13 protein-coding genes are annotated in these 16,312 nt (G+C 43.4%); 2 read left to right on the top strand and 11 right to left on the bottom strand.

Annotation, left to right across the window (positions count from 1 at the left end; all coding sequences use genetic code 11):
- Positions 1–121 precede the first annotated feature (121 nt).
- Positions 122–1,861, top strand: a complete 1,740-nt coding sequence (locus L3V23_RS06265) for a hypothetical protein (protein WP_042481315.1) — start codon at positions 122–124, stop codon at positions 1,859–1,861.
- Complete coding sequence (locus tag L3V23_RS06260) at positions 1,854–2,486, top strand: hypothetical protein (protein ID WP_042481313.1); 633 nt, start codon at positions 1,854–1,856, stop codon at positions 2,484–2,486. Before L3V23_RS06265 ends, L3V23_RS06260 begins: the two co-directional genes overlap by 8 nt.
- Before the next feature lie 204 nt (positions 2,487–2,690).
- On the opposite strand, the gene L3V23_RS06255 is transcribed toward L3V23_RS06260, so the two are convergent.
- The 11 genes from L3V23_RS06255 to L3V23_RS06205 all read right to left on the bottom strand — a co-directional run bounded on the left by L3V23_RS06255 (position 2,691) and on the right by L3V23_RS06205 (position 16,302).
- Complete coding sequence (locus L3V23_RS06255) at positions 2,691–4,595, bottom strand: GGDEF domain-containing phosphodiesterase (protein ID WP_237292049.1); 1,905 nt, start codon at positions 4,593–4,595, stop codon at positions 2,691–2,693.
- A gap of 522 nt (positions 4,596–5,117) precedes the next feature.
- On the bottom strand, positions 5,118–6,059 hold the full coding sequence (tehA, locus tag L3V23_RS06250) for a dicarboxylate transporter/tellurite-resistance protein TehA (protein WP_237292048.1): 942 nt from the start codon (positions 6,057–6,059) through the stop codon (positions 5,118–5,120).
- Positions 6,060–6,301: 242 nt separating this feature from the next.
- Positions 6,302–7,306, bottom strand: a complete 1,005-nt coding sequence (gene astE, locus L3V23_RS06245) for a succinylglutamate desuccinylase (RefSeq protein ID WP_237292047.1) — start codon at positions 7,304–7,306, stop codon at positions 6,302–6,304.
- A 17-nt stretch (positions 7,307–7,323) separates the two neighbouring features.
- Complete coding sequence (gene astB, locus L3V23_RS06240) at positions 7,324–8,664, bottom strand: N-succinylarginine dihydrolase (RefSeq protein WP_042481305.1); 1,341 nt, start codon at positions 8,662–8,664, stop codon at positions 7,324–7,326.
- Positions 8,665–8,827: 163 nt separating this feature from the next.
- Positions 8,828–9,883, bottom strand: a complete 1,056-nt coding sequence (gene astA / locus L3V23_RS06235; RefSeq protein ID WP_237292046.1) for an arginine N-succinyltransferase — start codon at positions 9,881–9,883, stop codon at positions 8,828–8,830.
- Between the two features lie 42 nt (positions 9,884–9,925).
- Positions 9,926–10,939: an arginine N-succinyltransferase gene (locus L3V23_RS06230; RefSeq protein ID WP_237292045.1), complete on the bottom strand. Its 1,014-nt coding sequence runs from the start codon at positions 10,937–10,939 to the stop codon at positions 9,926–9,928.
- A 243-nt stretch (positions 10,940–11,182) separates the two neighbouring features.
- Positions 11,183–12,151, bottom strand: coding sequence for a helix-turn-helix domain-containing protein (locus tag L3V23_RS06225; RefSeq protein ID WP_237292044.1), 969 nt, complete (start codon positions 12,149–12,151; stop codon positions 11,183–11,185).
- Between the two features lie 629 nt (positions 12,152–12,780).
- Positions 12,781–13,764: an N-acetyl-D-Glu racemase DgcA gene (gene dgcA / locus L3V23_RS06220; RefSeq protein ID WP_237292043.1), complete on the bottom strand. Its 984-nt coding sequence runs from the start codon at positions 13,762–13,764 to the stop codon at positions 12,781–12,783.
- Complete coding sequence (gene dgcN / locus L3V23_RS06215) at positions 13,757–14,779, bottom strand: N-acetyltransferase DgcN (RefSeq protein ID WP_102965778.1); 1,023 nt, start codon at positions 14,777–14,779, stop codon at positions 13,757–13,759. The genes dgcA and dgcN overlap by 8 nt, the downstream gene beginning before the upstream one ends.
- Positions 14,780–14,855: 76 nt before the next feature.
- Positions 14,856–15,575, bottom strand: a complete 720-nt coding sequence (locus L3V23_RS06210; RefSeq protein WP_102965779.1) for an ABC transporter permease — start codon at positions 15,573–15,575, stop codon at positions 14,856–14,858.
- 10 nt (positions 15,576–15,585) lie between these two features.
- Positions 15,586–16,302: an ABC transporter permease gene (locus tag L3V23_RS06205; protein WP_102965780.1), complete on the bottom strand. Its 717-nt coding sequence runs from the start codon at positions 16,300–16,302 to the stop codon at positions 15,586–15,588.
- Positions 16,303–16,312: the final 10 nt, after the last annotated feature.

The raw sequence follows: 16,312 nt of genomic DNA, 5'->3' as shown, positions 1-16,312 counted from the left end.
ATGAGTCAAAAGTCTTTTTTACGTAATGTAAATATGTTAAATGTGTCTTCATGTGGTTCGCTAAGTCATTGAAAAAGGAGCAAGCTTAGCGAAATTTAAGTGACGGACATAGGATTGTTGCATGCTCAAACTTATCTTATTAGCATTGGCCTTGGTGTGGCTAGTTTTAAGGCAAAAGACTAAAGACAACCCCGAAAAGACAAAAACAATAAAATGTCGAAGATTGCTTGGATACTCATTAACCATGAGTATCATTTGGATAATTATTAAAGGATTTGGCATTCCTCAAAACCAAATCCATGTTGAAGCTGCCTACAAAATTAACAATGGTTCAACGCAAGTCCTTTTTGGTTATTCTGAGAATCGTTTGATACCCGCCCTCCATGTTCCAAGGTTCTACACTTACAATTTTACTGATATTTACAAAGTTCATGATTCGGACAGAAAAGTTCTGAGTAAAAAGCATCCTTACGTAAAAGACCCTCTAATTTGGGTAAATTATTTTGGAGGAATGCTTATTTTGCTGCTTTTAACATTCTGGCTTACCAGAAGTCGAAAACTCGACGGCAAATGGGCCGAGGCGTTGGAGGCAGACCAAAAGAAGTCCTATGTTGAGTTTGAAGAGTGGGCAGAAGCAAACAAGGTACGAAAACTTCATTCTTTTAAGTTGTTGCGCGAGTCTGAAGAGAGACGTAAACGACTTGATGTTATTAGCGCCCAAAAGCTAGCCGTAGTCACCAAAGCGATTAAAGCGCGCGGTATTGAACCCGCTATTTTTTCGGGATTACAGAAGGTTAAAGATGCGGGTTTATCTACTTTACATGTAGTCGCGGAACACCTGACTCGTGGTGAGAATGAGTCCGTGGTTATGCAATATGGAGCGCTCTATCCAGAAGAGTTTGAAAAGCAACTATTAGAGTTAGCCAAACGCGATGCACAGAAAAAAGCGGACGGAACAAATACAGACACTAAGATGGATGTTGTACTAAGAACCGCCCGAGAAAATTTATATATATTTCCAACAAGTGCTTTGCAAATATTCTCACGTGAAACCTATCGCCAAGTAGATTCACTAGCAAGACTGGTGGTGGGCGAAGATTACCTTGCTGTTAAAGAATCTGATGCTTTGACGGATTCTATGACTAAACAGCAAGCCGTACTCCATATTCAATACGTATGCTCACTCGAGAGTGATGACTTCAAAGATCTCTCAGATGCCCCGTACCCTGTGGGTTACAGAGTTGAGGATAGTAAGAGCCAACTAACCAAAGTGTTTAATGGTAAGAAAGTTTCAAGGACTCCGATTTCAGCATTTTACTTTGGCGTTAAAGCCCATTGGAAATTATTGATAAAAGGAGAGGTTGTAGATAGCGGGGAATTAAGAAGTATTCCTGATCCTAATATCACCGATTACGCTTTCCCAAGTTTAAAATCATTTGAGGGGGAGAGTTTAATGGATGCTCGCGAAAAATACTTTACCGCACTTGCGCGAACCAATATCTCATCACTGGTATCACAGATACAGGGTAAGCCTGCCAAGAAAGATCTTTCCGCTGCAATTGATAAGGCGAAATACAACAAGTACAAAGCCAAAGCCGACGAAACGAAGAAGCTGCTCAAAGAACTTGAGGATGCACTTAGAGATGAGATTAAGTCCGAGACACAATATGAGGCGGCATCAATATTGACTCAGAAAATCTATGAAAAATATAAGGATGAGGTAGACGCCTTGGCCTTCTCTATTATCGACAATGACGTAGACCCAGAAATGACTTTATTTATTTTGGATGAGTTAACCGAGCTGTTCCCTGAACTTGGTGAGTATGTTTCAGGCCTTGGAGTGGAGGTGTTCAGTGATTAGATTCATCTCAACCTTTGCTTTATTGATGACTGCTCTACCTGTTAAAGCTGAGTCGAAGCTTTATGAAATTTTGAAAGAAGGGTTTTATGGAGAGGTCGGGTCGCAAATAGCAAGCTTACCCGGCCTCAAACAGCTTCAAGAACTAGAAGAAGCCAAAAAATACAAGCTTGTAACCAATAAGCCACATAAAGGCAGATTGAATTATAAGCCTGAGCAAGAACATAAAAATGCTTGGATCTCACTATACGGAACACAACGAAGCATCAGACTCTTTGGTGATGCCTCTTTACCCGTAGGGCAGCACACGGTATTTGTTACTCCTTCAGACACAAACTTGATGTACTACAAAGGAAAAGTTGTGATTAAAGAAGGGCATTCCCAAGAACTTACCGTCCCCAAATTCTATGCACGCAACATGCTGTTTGAATTCAACATTACCACCACTCCGAAGAATGCAACGATTAGGGTAATGAATATCAAACCTAAATATCGATACGGGATGAAACTTCCTTTTAAAGAAGAAGGTTATGAGATCGAAATATCTAAACGTGGATATAAAACCATTCGAGATGTGGTCAACCTAAATTCGGAAGGGCAGCATTTTCACTATACCATGAGACGTTAAGAACGTAAGAAATAGCGCTTAGCAAAGTGGAAACGTTAGTCTACTCTAGAGGTTACCGGGTATTAAACGGTAACCTTTTTATTGTATTCAATTCGTCAACTTTCTTTTTCAGGAGCTTTCAAAATTCATCATGTACATTATTTTTTAGTATGAAAACTTCATGACTCAGCGCATATTTAACTTCGAATCCAATGGCCTTTAGTGTTACTTATTAATTTTTCTCTGTTTCTCTTGTTCCAATATATGGACAGCTTCTTTAAATGAGACAGGTTTGCTAAATAAATATCCCTGATAAAAATTTATACCACTTTGTCCAATTAATGCTAATTGCTCATCCGTCTCAATACCCTCTGCAATAACATTTGTTCCAATTGTATGAGCCATTTTTGTGACAGCAGAAACAATGCTTTTGTCTTTGTCACAAGAGCAAATGTTATCAATATAGGACTTATCAATTTTAATATAATCAATCTGCAGGTTTCTAAGTACAGCAATGGATGAAAAGCCCGTACCAAAGTCATCGACAGAAATCATTACTCCGGCTTCTTTGGCCTGAATAATACGGTTAGTGAGCTTGGTAATATTTGAAATCATTGCAGTTTCAGTTATTTCTAAATGAACATTCGCTGGATTAACCGAATATTTATTCATAATGAACTGCAAGTAGTTAATAAAATCATCATCTTCCAACTGAATTACAGACACATTAATCGAGATAGAAATCGACGGATGTGTTTTATTCATATCCGCTAATGCCTCAATAGACATTTTCAAGATTAACTGTCCTAGTTCAATAATCAATCCATGTTCTTCTGCTACTGATATAAACTCGGCTGGCGAGATGTTTTTATTCTCTAGCTCCCAACGAACGAGAGCTTCAAACGAATGAACTTCTTGATTGCTACAACGTACTATAGGTTGGAAGTTCATGAAAAAGTTCTCAGCGCCAATGGCTGCTTTTAAGTGATAACGCAAGTATTGATTTCGTTGCTGATCTTCTTGAATTTTTGTGTCGTAACAGCAAACTCTTGTGTTGCTTTTCTTTCCCTGTGTAACGGCTAGATAAGCATTTCTCATCGCTTGATTGATCGAAATGCTGTCATCTCCTATGTAGTAACCAAAATAATAATCAGGTTTAACTCGGATGTTATCTAGTTGAAAGTAAACGCTTAATTGTTTTTTTATTGTGGCAATAAATTTTAAGATCTCTTCTTCGGTGTTTACTTTTATGTGGATGGTAAACTCATCATTGCCGTATCGGGCTGAGCAAGTGTCATAAAATTTATCAATGTTTTTTAGAACCTCACCGACCTTGGTGATAATGTGGTCACCGTATTGGTGACCATAGTTCTGATTAACATTATGAAGTTTTTCTATATCTATATGTACAAATCCATTGAGCGAGCGGTGCTGATTGTTTTTGGCTTTTATTAGAGTTATTGCAGATATGAAACTCTTTCGGTTAAGCAACCCCGTCAACATGTCACGCTGCTCAAGCATGGATATTTTTTGATCTTTGTTGTGAGAATCAATTTCTAAATCTGATGCGATTGCTTCTACTTTTGCCTGACTGTCTATAAGAGAGAATATAATCCGAGAACTTTTTACGGCTGTTATACATAGAGCTACACCATAGAGTAGTCCCATAAGTCCAAGGCTTTCTAGGCTTGGGTCTCCGGACATAATTAGCACGACACTGTATGGGAAAATGGTCAGTGAAACATAAGCGATCGCAGAGCGAAGGTCACAGGACAACAAGGTAACGCTACCGCCAGACATGCCGCAAAAAATAATTAATGACAGCATAGTCTCTTTAGTCGACATACTCTGGTGAAATAGAGATGGGTAAAAAGCCCAGGTAAGGCCTGCAATCACGACACCAACAAAGTGCAAATCGAGCTTATGTTTATTGTCATTTGAAAAATAAGAATGAACAAAATATCTAAAAGCGGTAACTGAAATTAATAAGATTAACCAAAATAATTTCTCTTGTCCTATAACGGTTCCATACATATCAGTCATTACTAAAGTAAAAGCAATCACTATGTTTATTGCCAGTAAGACAGGAAGATTTGCAGATAAAATCAACAAACGTTGGTACTTGTACATCGAAGTTATTCTCTGAAGCATCGTTATAAGAACTCGTGAAACATCATCCATGAGGTTTGGGCTTCACAAGCAAAGGCTAATATAGTTTATGTATGGGTAAGATTACTCATACATAAACTATATCTAATGTAACACTCTATTAAGTAATAACAATATCTTATGCGTTATATTTGTATTGCGTAAGTTGATAGCTAGATATTTTTTGGTTAATGTCTAACCGTATTTGTTCTGTGAAGACGAATAGGGCAGTAATTAATACTAGAGCCGGGCTTTTAATATTTTCGTTTGTGAAATGTTTAAAGCTGATAATTTGTACAAGTGTATAGGTGATGAGTGATTGGATTAAGTTGGGCGGCAAATAGAATAGGCGCAAACCACTTATACTAAGCTGGTTACTCCTTGAGGAAGCGATATAAACCAATTTGGCTATGCATTCATTTTAGTAAGCATTAACCCAATTGGTCGATCTTCAATTCGATGGAGTGCTAAGCGTGCAAATATAAAGGGGCGTTAGTCAACCATCTATCTTGCGACGAAAATGCGTAACGTTCGGATACTCAGATAACCAATAAACAGATTCGCACTGATAAACACAGGTATCGCAATTAACTCTGCTGTGCTTACTCCTGCCAGCGCTAGCTTTAACCCACTCACCGTTGCTGACGCAATGCCAAATGTGTAAGCCCAATAAGATGGAGCGAACGATTCGGCGCCGAGCCATTTGCCGAGCCGAATCCCCAGAAGAAGCTGATAGAGTCCATAGCCCCACAGCATTAATATCCAGTGGTCATGGCTTGATGGTTCGATGGCAAGCCAAGCCATTGCGCATACAACGGGCGGCGCAAACTGAATGCCAAGTAATGGTCGCTGAGCTGAAGGTAGCTCATTTTCTTGCCAAAGACGTTGAATAATCAATGACTCCAGTGCCAGCCATGAAAACATACCAGCTCCCAAAAATAGCCATCCCCAATCTGGATAACCTAGTGAACCGAGTGCAGCAGCACTAGTAAAGTTTCCAGCAACGGTAGGTAAATACAGCGTAGGCACAGAGTCTATTTTTTGCCGATATCCCTTCCACAGAGCCCCATTGTGCCAAAGCGAAAAGAACAGGTGCCACATTATTCCTGCAGTGGTTAAAGCCCACGCTAAATGACGTGAATAAGGTTGAACTGCAAGGACTATTAGTAATGTAGATATACCTATGAGCGCAGGAGTGCTCCCCTGTACTGGGTGACGAAACTCCTCGTAGACTGCAGAAGGAGTGCGAATTGCTTGTGCTATATAGGCGAACAAAAGCAGTAGCCATACCAATATGGCTACTGCAAGCAGAGTTTCGCCGATGATTGATGGTAATTCCCAAAGGGAATGAGCAACACGCCAAGATTGACCCAGACCGGAAAGCCCAAGCACCATACCAAAATAAGAAGCAGGAATCGTCGTACGAGGGCGGGGTTTATTGGGCATGCTTATACTCTTAGGTAGCAGAAAAACGCCGATCAAATCATAAACAAGGGCTAATTGCAAAAGGCTTTGTTCTATCAAGGTTTTTGCCGAATCTCAAAGACAATCGCATACGGATTCATCAAGAACGGGTGTCTGTAAAAATCAAATGTTGAGGCAAATACAACGAAGCGCAACCTGTCATTTCATATTCAGTCTTGAATTCAAAGTGACAAATTGCGCTTAGAGGAAGTGAGATTTGATAGTTAAGCTATCCAATCATTTAAAGCGGTTTGAGTGAGCATTAAACCCGCTCGTAGACCCGGACGAACGCCGCTGTTCGGGAAAATCAGCCACTCTTGATCTTGTTCAACGCGGTACTCTTTATCGCCGTCGGTAGCAAGCAAACTGCCTTTTTCGAATGCGGTGAAGTTCTGCACGCTCTCGGCAAAATTCAGTTCAAAAGCTTCGGTCAGTTTGGTTAGCTCTTGGCTGACTTTATAAACCGGCATTTCTGGAGCACTGTTGTCAGGGCAAGGAGTGCCAGTGGTGAGGGCGATTAAGCCTTCTTTGATACCAACAAACTGAGAAAGATCGTTTTCGCCAAATGGCAGCGCTTTACCCAGCTCTAAAGTGCAGCTTTGGGCACCGCAAGTCTGGCTGCTGAAGTAGCTGAACGTTGCTGCTGGATCATGGTTGATCACCAGCGCTTCTAAGCCGACATTACGCAGCCATTCGATCATTTCAGGTTGATACTTACCAGATTCTACATAAGGAAGCAGACCAAATCGCACATGGAAAGACGGCTTTCTTGCGGTATGCAGGTCAAAGTGAACGCGCTGAGTAGTATTGGGTTGTTGTTCAAAGAACGAGATCACTTGCTGTTCAATGACTTGTGCGCGACGAGTTTCTTCACACGCTTCATAGTTGGCATGCTTACCGCTGAATAAGCGGTTCATGTCCACTTCTAGGTAGCGGTCACCTGTGCGCATCGCTTCGAGGTTGCCAAGTATGACTAGCAAGCGAACATTTAAAGAACGTCTCTCTGCCAGAAAATCCTGAACCAACTCAGAAACAATCTCGATAGGCGCGGTTTCGTTACCGTGAATGCCTGCGGAGATAACCACACTTTTCGATTGTGGGCTATCTGAGAACGCTACAGGTTCGAAAGCGATAATACCTTGCGCCGGACAATTCCAACGCAAAGTGGCGGTTTCACCTGATGCAGGGGAAAAGGCTTCCCCTGATAATGTCTGTTTTAAAAAATCCATTTCCAATAAATCCTTGCTTAGCGTTGGAATGGGTAGATTGAACCAAGGTTCATGATTTGAGTCAGCTCATCCAGTGCAGTGCGGTTTTCAATTAGTAGCTGCGGGTCTGCCAAATCTGCTTCAGTCAGGCGATCACGGTAGTGTTTATTCACCCACTGAGTCAGTGAACCATAAAGCGCATCATTCATTAGTGCATGCGGGTTTGCGGCTTTAAGCTCTTGTTCGTTAAGAACAACACGCAAACGCAGACAAGCTGGACCACCACCATTACACATACTTTCGCGTAGGTCGAATACTTTCACTTCGTTGATTGGACCACCGCTTTGGGTTAGCTCTGTCAGGTATGTCCAAACGCGCTCGTTCTTACGTGACTCTTCTGGAACCACAATCACCATACTGCCGTCAGCTTTGGTTAGAAGCTGGCTGTTGAATAGGTAAGTGCCCACTGCGTCTTGCACTGATACTTTATTGGTCGGTACTTCGATTGGAGTAAATTCACAGTCAAATTGGCCTAGCTTGCGGCGAATTTCATCAAACACAGGCGCTTGATTGAGGAACGCTTCTTGGTGATGGAAAAGAACTGGGCCGTTACTTACTGCAATCACGTCGTTGTGGAAGACGCCTTGGTCAATCACATCTGGGTTTTGCTGTAGGAATACGGTTTGTGATTCGTCTAACTGATGCAGACGAGCCACTGCTTCGCTTGCTTCACGCGTTTGGCGAGCAGGGAAGATTTTAGGTTCAACCTGACCACCAAATGCTTGGCGACCATACACGAACACTTCAACGCCTTTGTCACCATAGCTGCGACATAAGCGGTTGTGGTTCGCTGCACCTTCGTCACCAAATAGCATTTGCTGTGGTAGCGCAGCATGGTGAGCAAAGTGTTGATTATCTGCAAAAATCGCTTTTAACGCATTGCTGGTGGTTTGATCTTCAATGGAACGGTGGAACTTGTTGTTGAGGTTCGCCACAGTGAAGTGAACTTTACCATCCGCAGTATCCGCAGAAGGTGAAACCGTTGCCGCGTTGGCTACCCACATTGATGATGCTGAACTGACATTCGCAAGCAGTTGCGGTGCTTTTTTCGCGGCTTGAGCAATCACTTCTGCATCAGTACCTGAGAAACCTAAAGTACGCAGAGTGTGAACGCATGGACGCTCCTGCGGAGGAAGCACACCTTGCTTGAATCCTGAATCTGCAAGGTTTTTCATCTTCGCTAAGCCTTGCAGCGCAGCGAGTTTCGGGTTTGCTACTGCGTTTTTGTTCGATGTAGACGCAACGTTACCAAACGAAAGACCCGCGTAGTTGTGCGTTAAACCGACAAGACCATCAAAGTTAACTTCATAAGCTGACATAATTTTAGACTCCTATCAGCCTACTCAATGGGAAGAGTAGGCGAGGTAAACAGTTTGGGCAGGGTACGTTATTATTGTTTGTCTACCCCAGCGACTTAACCGATAAATTTCTAATAAGTGTACCGATTAAGGCGCGAGGGCATTTTCTGCCATGAATATTCAATTACTCGGATTGAGCGAGCTCTTCGCGACACTCTTCTTTTGCAAACAGTGGCGCAACTCGAATCAAGTCGCCATTCGCAACATTTAAAATCTCTGCTTGTGCAGGAGACAGGGTAATTTCTGTTTCTGTACAAGGCTGACAACCAATGATGGCTCGATAATTACGGTAATCAAGGTTGCCAACAAGCAGTGTTGATTCTGTTTCGTGATAAGTATCTGAAATCAATACTTTACGAGTTTCACTTTCACGAACAATACGAAGATCTTTGGTGTACGCTTCAAGCGTAGGGCCTGCATCAAAAATGTCTATGTAGCCTTCATAACGCATGCCTTCGCTTTCAAGGATCTTACGCGCAGGAAGCGTGCTTTCGTGCACTTCTGCAATTACCGCTTTTGCTTCGTCAGTTAAGAAATCAACATACATCGGGTGTTTAGGCATAAGTTCGGCGATAAACGCTTTTTGACCAATACCTGTCAGGTAATCTGCTTCGCTAAAGTCGATAGAGAAGAAGTGACGCCCCAAACTTTCCCAGAATGGCGAGTTACCGTTCTCATCAGACACGCCGCGCATCTCAGCGATCAGCTTGTCTGCAAATTTGTCTTCAAAGGTAGACATAAATAGCATGCGACTTTTCGACAGCAAGTGACCGTTCTTATCTTTGCGGTAATTAGGGTCTAAGAACAGTGTACAAAGTTCACTGTAACCTGTGTGGTCGTTGCTGAGGAAAAGCGTTGGCATTTGGGTATACACATTAAGCTCCTTTGACGCATGTACCAAAGTGCCAACACGGAAATCATACCAAGGTTCTGTTAGACCAATAGCGACTTCCACGCCACTGATACCAACCACTTGTTTACTTTCCGTATCTTCCAATACAAATAGATAGCCTTGATCGTGAATAGGTGCTTTCCCTTCCCATGTCTCGATCATACGCTCAATACGTGCTGCCAATCTCGCTTCATTGTTTGGTAGCGACGTAAAACCTACACCGGTTTTGGTCGCCAGTTTTAATAAAGCTTGCTTGTCATCCCTAGTGACTGGGCGAATTACCATCATAGTTTAAATTCCTTGTTATTTTTCCTGAAAAGAGAGAAGAGACTACAGGGCTAAGAACCACACCTTCTGGTGTTGAGTCAGGCCCACTTCTTCCATCAATTCTTTAGTAATGATCAGTCGATCCTCTGTTTGGTTCCCCTCGGCGATAAACGCACAGAAGCCTTTGGCTCCTTGGTAACCAACCAAGTATTGCTTTGTGTCAGCGTGAAGAGGTTCACCGACCAGTGACCCGGTTTTCATATTCAGACAAATAGGCAACGCATTGTGCGGAGCCGTCAAAATAGGGCCAGCATCGAAGATTTCCACATACTTGTCTGGCTCAAAACCTTGGTCATTTAAGAGCTGATATTGAAGTTCAGCATCTTGATGAACTTGTCCCATAACCGCTTGTGCTTCTTCGTCAATAAGAGGCACGTAAAGTGGATAGTGAGGCATCAGTTCTGCAACAAACGCTTTGTCGCGTGTGCCGTTGTAATATTCGACTTGGTTGTAGTCCATGCCGAAAAATTTGCGACCAACGTGTTCCCAAAAAGGAGCGCGGCCTTGGGTGTCTGCAATACCCGGCAGCACCGCCATCCATTCATTCGCGAATCGGTTAGAGTTCGCATTCATGAACATCAAACGTCCTAGCGTGATTAACGCCGGAGAAAGCGAGTGGCGCTGCGATGGATCAATATAAAAAGAGCACAGTTGAGAGTGGTCACTTAAGTCATGATTCAGCGTCAATGCGTGAATACGGCTGTGAACATTTAACTCTCGCGAGGAGTGGATAATGATGTCGTTGCGAAACGAGTAGAACGCCTGACGATATCCCGCTAATGCGTTGATGGCTCCTGTGCCCAACAAATGCCCGGTGTCGGTCTCTTCCAATACAAAGAAGTAAGATTCTTCGCCCGGACAAAAAACGTCTTGTTCGAATGAGTAAATGGACTGCTCAATTTTCTGCAATAGGTGTTCGCGCTTCGCTGGCAGTGTGCACACCATTGGGCCACTATCTACCGCAAGCTTTTCTATGTTGCTTAAATCAGTCAGTTTGACAGGACGTAATACAATCATGGGTTTAACCTTATTTTGTATCTAACAACGCTTCTATTACTTACTCAAATGAGTAAGGCCAGTATCCGATTCTTACTCAGTACTCTTCGGCTCTGGATAAAGGGAAACGTCATTGTGTTTGCCTCTGTGAACAGTTCCATCACTTTCAGAATACGCGACGAGTTACGACATTACGTTCGTAAAAACGACCAGTTTTTATAGATTTTCACCTTTTATTAACAAATGTGAGGTCGCTTTTTTACATTAATTCTTGGTTGCATATAAACGTTTTGACCTCTCTTCTCTGGGTGTGATTTCAAAATACGATTTATAAGCAGACGAAAAATGCGGGCCACTTGAGAACCCACAGGTCAGGCCGATTTGTACCACTGACAAATTGGTGGTCTGTAACAGATCCCGCGCTTTCTTTAATCTCAGTTGCAGGTAGTAACGAGCAGGCATGGTGTCGAGATAACGTTTGAAAAGCCGCTCTAGCTGGCGTCTCGATACATGCACTAAATCGGCGATCATATCTGCTGACAATGGTTCTTCCAGATTGCTTTCCATCAGTGATATGGCTTTTGCGAGCCTTGGAGGCAGCTCGATGTTTTCCAGTCCTCCATTAGCCAGTTCATCTTCTGAAGTGGCATTTCGTTGTTGTGACGACTGTTTGTCTCTGTCTAGGTACAACTCATCAGCGACGGAACGTGCGGCCACTTGGCTTTCATGTTTGGCGAGATACGCCATTAATAAATCGAGGCAGTCGGAATAACTCGCGCAGCTTGCCAACTTGGCGGACTGACGAAAGTGTTCGTATTGAACAGTAAGGTCTGGGTATTTTGTTTTTATTTCATCTTCCCAGCGCCAGTGAATCGCCCATGATTCATCGAGCCCAATACCATTTTCCAACAGCCAAAAACAGCCAGCCTGAACACTGATAATGAATGTGTTTTTTTGTTGATAGTAGTGTTGCAGCGCGAGTTGAGCGGTGTTAGATAAAGGGGCTTTTGGTTGTTGTTCACTGGCAATGATAAGCGCATCGTATTGGGAAATGTCTGCGAGGCTTGCTTGCGTCATCAAGGTGATAGGTGGGCTTGCCATCGATTGTGGAAAACCACTGATTTCGATGCTTGCACCAGCCTGTTCTCCCACATAGAGAAGCTGAAATTTCTCTTCACCCAGAATTTTGTTCACCTGTGCAAAAGGCTCGGTGATTGATCCCAACGTAAGCAAAGAGCATTCATTTGGGATGAAAATTCCAATTCTGTGCTGTGAAGAAGTTTTAGGCATACTTATGTCAGCGCATCCTGCTAAAAGTAAGCACTCCATTTGTCCGCAGACTCGACCGCTTACATTCGAAAATCAAATCAACTGTTGCCAATACTAAAAATGAATATTTGGGTTACTAACGAATAAATAATCACTAAGATGTTTTAAAGATGAAAATATATTCAATAGATATGGCAAATATTAATAATTAATGCTGTTGACCATTCTGTTTGTTGAATGATTTTACCGCATAAAATTATTAAAGGCATAATTAAAAACTAACAAATAAAACAAATTGGAAACAATTTTAAGGTGCTATTTGTATTTAAGGTAATGAAATATAAATAAAATATTGTGGTTCGCTTTTTCTGGCAAGTGCCGAGTTTGGGGTGTATTAGTCTGATAATGTTTAATTGACTATAAATATAATAAATGTGAATTAATATTTTAATTGTGTTGGTGCGTTTAATAGAGGATTCATACAATTGTATTTTGAAGTTTGAACTCTAAAAATAAACGCCCACCAGTCGGTGAGCGTTAGGATATTACAGCAGAGTATGCTTCAGGCACACATAGTTCAGGTGAGTGAAGAACTATCCCCAAACCGCTTCGTTAGGCTCAACTTGGCTTTGATGATAATGGAGAGACGGAGACCGATCTTTCGACAGCAGTAACGGCCCGTCGATATCGACCCAGCGAGCTTGTTGAGCCAAAAGCAGGGCAGGAGCCATCGCCAGTGATGTTCCAATCATACAACCGACCATGATTTCAAAACCCATCTCTTGTGCGTCTTTAAGCAAGTCTAACGCTTCTGTCATACCGCCCGTTTTATCCAGCTTGATGTTGACTGCTTGATAACGTCCTTTCAAATTCGCCAGTGACGAGCGGTCGATACACGACTCATCTGCAGTAATTGGCAGCTCTGGTGTAATGGTCTCCAATAAATGTTCTTCCTGAGCATTTAACGGTTGTTCCACCATTTCTACGCCAAGTTTGGCGAGCTCCGGCAAGTAAGTTTTTAGCTGTTCAAAGCTCCAGCCTGTGTTGGCATCAATAACCAAACGTACATTTGGCGCGGCTTCACGAACGGCTTTCACGCGTTCTAAATCACCTTCGCGGCCAAGTTTCAGTTTCAAAATTGGTCGGTCTTTATGCGCCGCCGCCGCTTTAGCCATTTTCTCCGGCGTATCTAAAGAAAGCGTAAATACAGTGGTGACTTGCTTCGGTGCCTCGGCAAACCCAGCCATTTGCCACGCTGTTTGCTTGTTCTGCTTAGCTTCAAGTTCGAACAAAGCGCAGTCAATAGCGTTGCGAGCTGCGCCTGCGGGCATAATGTCGCGAAGTTTATCGCGGCTAATACCCGATTCCACTTCAGATTTGAACGCTTCAACCATAGCAAGAACGTCTGGATATTCAGGCTCGAATACATCCATACGTTCACATTCACCGCGACCAATGCAGCCAGCTTGTTCTATTCCCACAACAACGACTTCACCGTGCAGCATCGGAGCCATGCGAGAGATGACAAAAGGTTCGTGCAGTGGCCACTGTTCAACCTTGATCGACATCTTACGCATAACAAACCTCTTCAAGCTGATCGACAATTGATGCGACACCTGTGCGAACTGGATCGACAACAGGCACACCAAACTGTTTCTCTACTCGTGCAATCTCTGCCAGCGCTTGTTCTTGGCTGAGATTTACAGTGTTAAGAGCAATGCCGCCTAAACGGATATTTGGATTGGTGACGCGACCCATAGTGAGGTTGATGTCGATAACGGTTTGTAGATCTGGAACAGTAAAGCCAGGCATTTCGTCCATTTGAACACGGCCAGCTTCGTGACACACGATGATGACATCAGCCTGAGCGCCATGAAGCAGCCCCAAACTTACGCCAGCATAAGCAGGGTGTAGCAGCGAACCTTGACCTTCGATAATGTCCCAATGTTCTGGCGCGTTGTCTGGCGTTAGTGTCTCTACCATGCCAGAGATAAAATCAGACACAACCGCATCAACGGGTACACCATTTCCTTCAATCAGAATTCCTGTTTGACCTGTTGCACGGAAAGTTGCTGGAATGCCGCGTTTTTCCATTTCACGATGGATAGTGAGCGTAGTAAACATTTTACCTACGCAGCAGTCCGTACCTACGCTGAGTAATCTTTTGCCCGAACGAGGAAGGCCAGTACCACACACCATTGGGCCTTGAGGAACTCGCACATCAAGCAGCTTTTGGCCTGTACGTTCTGCCGCTTCAACTAAACGTGGAATATCGTTCAGTCTCATGTGCAAACCGCTTGCGATATCTAGTCCAGCTTCCATTGCTTCAATCAGCAGATCCAGCCATTCTTCAGGCAGTGTTCCTCCCACAGGTGCTAAGCCAAGAATAAAGGTTTTTGCGCCGCAAGCCGCCGCTTCGCGAGGATTCATTTCAGGTAAGCCCAAATCGGCTTTTGCACCAGCTAGGCGATATTGAGCAAGGCATTTTTCAGGACGCCAGTGTGCGACGCCTTTCGCGACTTTCGCCATAAGAAGATCATTAGCGTCACCAAGAAATACTAAATAAGGTGTTTTTAGTTCAATTGTATTCATCGTATAAATCCTTGTTCAGATAATGCGAATCCCCAAGAGCGGTGCCCCTGTAGACGGTTGTTTGTTGATATCAAAGTTAATTTGTTGCTGTTTGAAGTACGGGTTTATTCGGTGATCGTTGGATCTGATGTCGATACAGATAACGTTCAGCGTAGCGCCAAGCGATGACAAAGCTGGTGGTGATCACCAGATACATCACCGCAGCGAGAAAATAGGTTGATATATCGAATGTCTGGGAGAACGCTCGACGCGTCTGACCCATTAAGTCCATTACCGTAATGACACTCGCGACAGCGCCACCTTTGAGCATCAAAATGCATTCATTGCCTAATGCCGGAAAGGCAATTCGGTAGGCGAGGGGTAACACTATGTGTCGATACAGCAGGCTGTTGTTCATTCCCATCGATTTGGCGGCTTCAATTTCACCCGCATCTACTGATTGAATTGCGCCACGCATAATTTCAGTTTGATACGACAGAGAGTTGAGCGTGAAAGTGAGTAACGCACAGTTCATCGGATCTCTAAAGAAATGCCACAATCCCATTTCCATTAGAAATGGTCGGAACTGACCGGAGCCGTAATAAACCAGAAACAGCTGAGCAATCAGCGGCGTGCCGCGAAAGAAGGAAATAAACACCTGCACAGGAACACGGTAAACAGCGGACTTTTGAATTCGCAAAATAGACATAGGTAAGGCAAGGATTGCGGCGATAACCACGGACACAAAGGTAATCTTAATGGTCATCCATGCGCCACTAAGGAGCATTGGGGAGACTTTTTCAATAAACTCTAGCATCGTCCTTTCCTCAACGGCTTACGCGGATACCACGTTTAGAGTGGGTTTCCATGGTTGATAACAAACGCTCGCAACAAGCGCATATGGCCCAATAAACCAAACAGATAGTCAGGTAAAACAGAAACGGTTTCTTGGTCGCACCAACGGCGATGTTGGCGGCTCGCATTAAGTCGTTCAAAGCAATCACCGAAACGAGTGCGGTGTCTTTGAGTAAGTTAATCCACAGGTTGCCTAAGCCCGGTAAAGCAAGGCGCAATAACTGTGGTCGCTCAATGTGCCAGAAAATCTGCCAAGGACTCATCGACAATGAATAGCCAGCTTCACGCTGTCCTTTGTCCATGGCTTTCCAGGCTCCGCGCAATACCTCGGCTGCATAACTGCTGAAAACCAGTCCCAGTGCTATCACACCTGCACCAAAAGGGTTTAACTCAAAAAATCCGTTACTTGGGTCAATCCATTTCAGCGTTTTGTTAATCAGCAGCCCAACACCGTGATAGATAATGAACAGCGTAAGCAGCTCAGGAAGACCTCTCAACACAGTGGTATAGGTGGTTGCAAACCAACGATGAACAGGTCGAATGCTGACGGACAAAGCCGCAACGCAAGTTCCAATCACCATACCAACGGGAAGAGCACAGAGTGCAAGTCCCAGAGTTATGGCTAAGCCTTTCAGTAATTCATCTCCCCAACCTTGGTCACCAAAACTGAGATACATCAGATATTCCATTACACGTGTC

The organism is Vibrio sp. A1-b2 (genome assembly GCF_021726015.1).
GTDB classification, from domain to species: domain Bacteria; phylum Pseudomonadota; class Gammaproteobacteria; order Enterobacterales; family Vibrionaceae; genus Vibrio; species Vibrio diazotrophicus.
This window is presented reverse-complemented; position numbering and strand designations above follow the sequence as displayed.

Coding starts and splice junctions, on each gene's coding strand:
- L3V23_RS06265 (WP_042481315.1), top strand. CDS start 122: ATGCTCAAACTTATCTTATTAGCATTGGCCTTGGTGTGGCTAGTTTTA.
- L3V23_RS06255 (WP_237292049.1), bottom strand. CDS start 4,595: ATGTACAAGTACCAACGTTTGTTGATTTTATCTGCAAATCTTCCTGTC.
- tehA (WP_237292048.1), bottom strand. CDS start 6,059: ATGCCCAATAAACCCCGCCCTCGTACGACGATTCCTGCTTCTTATTTT.
- astE (WP_237292047.1), bottom strand. CDS start 7,306: ATGGATTTTTTAAAACAGACATTATCAGGGGAAGCCTTTTCCCCTGCA.
- astB (WP_042481305.1), bottom strand. CDS start 8,664: ATGTCAGCTTATGAAGTTAACTTTGATGGTCTTGTCGGTTTAACGCAC.
- astA (WP_237292046.1), bottom strand. CDS start 9,883: ATGATGGTAATTCGCCCAGTCACTAGGGATGACAAGCAAGCTTTATTA.
- L3V23_RS06230 (WP_237292045.1), bottom strand. CDS start 10,939: ATGATTGTATTACGTCCTGTCAAACTGACTGATTTAAGCAACATAGAA.
- dgcA (WP_237292043.1), bottom strand. CDS start 13,764: ATGCGTAAGATGTCGATCAAGGTTGAACAGTGGCCACTGCACGAACCT.
- dgcN (WP_102965778.1), bottom strand. CDS start 14,779: ATGAATACAATTGAACTAAAAACACCTTATTTAGTATTTCTTGGTGAC.
- L3V23_RS06210 (WP_102965779.1), bottom strand. CDS start 15,575: ATGCTAGAGTTTATTGAAAAAGTCTCCCCAATGCTCCTTAGTGGCGCA.
- L3V23_RS06205 (WP_102965780.1), bottom strand. CDS start 16,302: ATGGAATATCTGATGTATCTCAGTTTTGGTGACCAAGGTTGGGGAGAT.